The following is a 5,108-nucleotide window of genomic DNA, read 5'->3' on the forward strand; positions in this document are numbered from 1 at the left end:
CCCCCCCCGGATTCGCGCCACCAGAGCGCATGGATTGGCGCCAATGGCCTGCACCTCCGCGCGCATCAGCACATTAAACGGCCCGCGCAAACAGCGGAGCGGGCCGGAATCAGAGCGCTTCAGTCCATCAGCGCATACACTTTTGCAACGCCTTCAACAAATCCCTTAACCTGGACGCAAGAGGGGTAGGTGCATCCAAAGATTTCTTCACAGAGCGACTCGCACGATGCGCGGTCTAGGTTTTCTTCGCCGTGCATCGCGCAGTAGATCAGCCGACCCCATCTGTAGGCATCCGGCTCACCGTCCACATCATCAGGGCTGATTCCGGTAGCGACGGCGCGCACCCATGCAAATGATGCACGCTTGCGCGCCCACCATTCGCCTGCCTTGCGGCCAGCGACTTGCTCCCTCGCGGCCTCCTCGTCGTCCGACTCGCGTAGCCGTTGCAGGTCAGCTTCGAGTTCGGTGTCGCCTGCTTCGGGATCATCTGTGTTCATGATGTTCGCCTTCAGTGGATGAGTTTGGCATCAACGCGCGGCGCCCACGTCCGGTCGGTGCCACCGGATGCCGTCTCGCGAGACAGCCGTACAGATGCAGGTGCCAGGCCGAAACGCTGACGCCTGCGCAAGCCCTGCATGGGCTGTGCACTTGAATGGACTGGAAGGACAAAAGCGGACAGCGGCTGTCGCATGGATTTCCTCCACGTGAAAAGAGCGGGCCTCGCACCATTGCGAAACCCGACGATTCCCCCGAACGGAAGTGTTCGGGGTGTGAAGCCGTGTGTGGTGTATCCCGCTGCCCACACACACGACGCGTTTGAGCCAGAGGCTCTCTCACCATGCTCTGCCGCGACCGACTGGCGTTGCGCCAGATTCCGGGCGGGATAGAGTGCCAAGTTTCCACCCGTCAGATATCACTTCAAGCTGCGGTAAGCCCTGCGTGCGCTGCTGCGCGCGGTCATCGGTGAGACGTGACGTATCGCTCGCAACTTCCACGGTGACGGTTGATCCTCAATTGGCGGGCGCCTGTACACCGCTAGCGGCCCTGTCGTTAATCTGGAAGGGCGTTCTTTGCGTTCGGCGTCGGGCGAATGGCAAGGGAGAATAGCGAAGCAGTCGCTGCTGCAAGAAATAGATAGCAGAGTCCCCATGCAACCGATATGGTTCCATCTGAAAACCCGCCCGAGTTGCTACCGCCAGCGCCAGCAATAGCGAGCGCAACAATACCGGGGACGGGCGCGCCGGCGCAATAAATCAACGTCATAAGCGTCAACCTACGGCGGGTCAGGAACCCCCAGATGTCCTGCGATGCCCATCTCATCGTGGCAAGTTTGATGGGTACGTAAACCAGCGATCCCATGCCATATAGCCAGGCAGATCCGAAAAGAAGAGCAAGAAGTGGCATAGGAAATTCTTTGTTTAGTTATGCAGATGAGCTTTGCGAGCGCAGTGCCACTGCCTGAACTCGGGGTCGAACAGCGCGTACTACTCGGGACCAGCTTCGGCCGCGACGCATGACGACCATGCACTCGTGCACACCGTCGCCTATCACCGCACCGACCTGCTAAACAGCGCCGCCCGATGACGGAAGCGTGGGCGACGCATGTATGTTCAAACTGAACCTCATCTTGCGCGGGACAGACGCTTCACCAAAGGGCTTGCTACTGGCTACATTCAGCGATGCGCTTTCGCGCAGTAGCAAGCTCTCCAATCTGATTCCCCGAACCCAGGCAACTATCGTCCTGGCGAATCGAGAGTGAGCCATCCGGGTGAGGCGTCAATACCAGCAGGGCGGTGAAACGGTGGTAGTTGTTCCCGATCTCATCTACGGTTTTAGCGGGATCGATGCCGCGATGGTATTGAACCGTCGTGAGCAATGCGGGCTGGCTCTTATACGTCACGGCAGAAACGCCTTCGATCCAATTACAGACGTTGGTGTCGCTATGGTCCTGAATATTGACTCGGATGCCATTCACGTACCTATAACTCTGGTCAAAGAAATCGAATTCGCACCAGCCGCGCCCACCCGGATAGCCTTGGGTAACAGGCTTTACGATTGGCGAAAGCATCGTGCTCGACGTAAGAAAGTAAGCGCTTCCATTCTCAAATTTTACTCGATACGCATCCTGCCCGTCCCACCAGTAAAATCCCGGTCGTTGCTTTACAGCGGCTTCTAGCCGATTATCAAATACGCCTTCAGGCTTATCAAGGAAGATAGTTTTCGAAAAGGCCGTTTGAGCACACAACCCAACGATTATGTTAAACGCCCAGAACACCAGTTTTGATTTTTTCATAAGCGGCCTTGAGTTGGTTGTCGTAGTCATATTTGCGGTAGTCCGGGCCGTTGTAAAGCCATGCGGCATCACCCCAGTTTTTTTGGATTAGTGCATTCCTCAACGTACCGTGTCCATATTTCGCATCTCGCACCGTCATTGCAAAGGGCACGAAAAGCTTGATAAGGTGATCGCGTTCGGACGTGCAGGCCGCTTCCAGAAATTTCTGTACGGTCTGAAATCTCAAATCTTTCCAATTCTCCCCTAGTACCTGAAATTTGCCCCACGAGCAGGCCATAATGGCGGCATCTTCGTCGAGACCATATGCGCGCTCAAAACGCTCGTAGGCATCCGCGACATAACGGTCGTTCGCGGCGATAGCATGGCCTGCCTTGTCGAACTTCTTGTTGGTATAGGGCTTCCCTGAAATGTCCGCATTCACAGCATCGTATTTGTGGCCTGTATGCTTGGCGAATTTATGCCGCTCATACTGGATCGTTGGACGATGATAGCGGTCAAAGGGTGCCTTTCCCGATTCGACATGGGCGAACGCCTGAATGACCGCGATTTCACATTGGATGGTTCTGGCGGCTTCATTCCAATCCGTGTCCGTAATTTTTTCGCCCGTGTACAACGCGAAATATTTTTGCAGGTCGGGCCGGTCCTTGCTGTAGTGCGTATCGGTCGCACCCTGTGGGGTCTTGGTCTGTTGGCCCTTCATGCCCTTGTCCGAGCCTTGCGCCGCCGGATGATGCATGTCTCCGCTGGCCTGGCGCGGCGTACCAATCGGAACAGGCTTAGGCTTGGGTGCCGATGGTGGATCGTTGACCGGCAAGCCGTCCGGCGTCTGCGGATGCGGCTCCATCTTGAGGGGCAGGCGAATCTTGCCGCTCTTCAGCGTGACAAGCTTCTCGCCAACCCTCGCCTGGGTTTCGTGTATGAGCTTTCACGTGCCATCGAGCTTGCGCACCAGAATGCGAACAACATCGCCTTCCGCCTTTGTAATGAACCGCTCACCAAGCCCATTTAGCTGGCTCACCCCTTCAAACGCCGATGCCAGCCTGCTTTCGATACGGTAGCGCAGTCCCTTGATTGGATTGCGGTCCCGATCAATGAACAGTGGCACGACCGCACACACCTTCTTTTCGCTGACCACCAACCGCTGACCAACGGCTAGCCGGTCGGGATTCTGAAGTCTGTTCATCTTTGCAAGCACGTGAGTTGTCGTGTCATAGGTCCGTGCAATCCCGCCCAGCGTATCGCCGGGCTGGACGACATAGACTTCCGGCGCATCCGTCATCGGATTGGAACTCATACGGTTTCCTCCTCATCCCCTTTGTCTAGTAGCGTTTCCTCTTCTGCATCCCATCCCGTGGTGCCAACCCATACCTGCGCATCCGTGGCTTTCCGGCTGAAGGAGCGCGGGCCGGTGCCCGCTTCGTCCAGCAGGCCAGAATCCAGTTGGGTGCCCGTCTTGTTCGTCACGACATAGGGGAAGTTCGCCCAGGGATGATCGAGACTTTCTGCGGCAAAACCTGCCCCGGAAAGGTCAACCCGGTTGCTGAAAAGGCGCTCGTCAGGAGAAAGCGGAAGCTCAGACATCGGAATATGCATTGACGCCTTGCCCTGCTTCTGCATGGTAATGGTCTTGAGGAACAGATCGCCGGGGCCACCGAGCGTGATGCTGCCGTCCTTGATCTGCACGAACGCACCGCCGCACTCAAGAATGATTTCCTTCGCAGCAGACAGATTGACCTTGCTGTTAACGCTGGCGATGTTCACGTCCTTGTCGGCAATAAGGGACATCGGGCCGCTCTGCGCTTGGACCTCGACAGGGCCTTTCGCAGCGAAAATCTTGATGCCAACTTTTTGTGCGAACAGCGACAGCTTTTCGCCCGCCGCAACCGTGAACCGCTTCAGCACGCTCCAGTCGGCATTCTTTCCGGCAACGGTATTGATACTGTCCTGCGCCGAAAGCTGCACGCCGCCGCCCGCGACGATGCCCGCCGAGGCAGGAGTGCTCATCAGCAGGCCCGGCTTTTTCAGGCCGTCGAAATCCTGCTTCATCTGCTGCTGCGCATCGGTGTCCGCAGGCTCGGCTTTCGCACTCGTTGCAGATGCCGCCAGAGCCTTTGCGGTCGCCAGCACGCTCTCAAGCTGGGGGATGGTCTCCTGCATGGCCAACTGCTTGCCAGTGGCAGCAGGGCGGTCGTAGGCCGTCAGCATCATGCCCTTGCCCGCGCGATTCACCCCGTAACCCGATGTTCTCGCCTCGAAGCCTTCACCCCTGTATTCGAGCTTGTTGTTCACCAGGTAGCCGAGATTCAGTTGCGACTTGCCCGAGTGTTCCGTGCTGAGTTTGATGCCTTCCTGGCCCGCCCAGTCCTCCATGCGCAGCTTGTTGTTCTTCTGCGTGCGGATCATGTTGCGCGAAAGCCAGCGCCGGTCATTCGTTACCAGATCGCGCGCCTGGCTGTGATGGTGGAAGGCTGTGATTTCAGGCTTGTCCGGGTCGCCGTCCCGGAAGGAAATTACCGCCTCGTCGTTGTCCAGCGCGACGAAGTGCATGCCGGTTTGCAGCTTGCCCGCGAAAGGCTTCGCCAGGCGCAGTGGTACGCTCTCACCACCATTGGGCCAGTTGCCGAAATCCGCATCCAGACGGACGATGTAATATCCGGCGGCATTCAGGTAGCCATAGGCGTATTTGTCCGGGCTGCAAACGCGGGCAGAGAGCGTGCCGGAAATGCGAGCCCAATTTTCCGGTTCGATCTGGAGACGGAAGCGCCGGTCAGCAGGAATCGCCTTGAAGCTGTTTGAATAGGACGCGTCGCGTGCA

The 5,108-nt window shown here is 57.5% G+C and carries 6 protein-coding genes; all 6 read right to left on the reverse strand.

Features of this window, described 5'->3' with window-relative positions; genetic code table 11:
• Positions 1-119: 119 nt before the first annotated feature.
• Positions 120-497 (reverse strand): hypothetical protein, encoded by a 378-nt coding sequence (locus P0D89_RS50825; protein WP_408365695.1) that lies wholly within the window; start codon positions 495-497, stop codon positions 120-122.
• A 553-nt stretch (positions 498-1,050) separates the two neighbouring features.
• Positions 1,051-1,404, reverse strand: coding sequence for a hypothetical protein (locus P0D89_RS50830; RefSeq protein WP_408365697.1), 354 nt, complete (start codon positions 1,402-1,404; stop codon positions 1,051-1,053).
• Positions 1,405-1,660: 256 nt separating this feature from the next.
• Positions 1,661-2,293 (reverse strand): hypothetical protein, encoded by a 633-nt coding sequence (locus P0D89_RS50835; protein WP_408365699.1) that lies wholly within the window; start codon positions 2,291-2,293, stop codon positions 1,661-1,663.
• The gene (locus P0D89_RS50840) at positions 2,259-3,137 is read right to left on the reverse strand and encodes an N-acetylmuramidase family protein (RefSeq protein ID WP_408365701.1); all 879 of its coding nucleotides are present in this window, start codon (positions 3,135-3,137) and stop codon (positions 2,259-2,261) included. The genes P0D89_RS50835 and P0D89_RS50840 overlap by 35 nt, the downstream gene beginning before the upstream one ends.
• A gap of 81 nt (positions 3,138-3,218) precedes the next feature.
• Positions 3,219-3,587: a LysM peptidoglycan-binding domain-containing protein gene (locus tag P0D89_RS50845; protein ID WP_408365703.1), complete on the reverse strand. Its 369-nt coding sequence runs from the start codon at positions 3,585-3,587 to the stop codon at positions 3,219-3,221.
• A partial coding sequence (locus tag P0D89_RS50850; protein ID WP_408379306.1) for a DUF2345 domain-containing protein occupies positions 3,584-5,108 on the reverse strand: 1,525 nt, incomplete at its 5' end. The genes P0D89_RS50845 and P0D89_RS50850, both read right to left, overlap by 4 nt.

Origin of the sequence: Paraburkholderia sp. RL18-085-BIA-A (genome assembly GCF_046027075.1) — a bacterium.
In the GTDB taxonomy this organism is placed as follows: domain Bacteria; phylum Pseudomonadota; class Gammaproteobacteria; order Burkholderiales; family Burkholderiaceae; genus Paraburkholderia.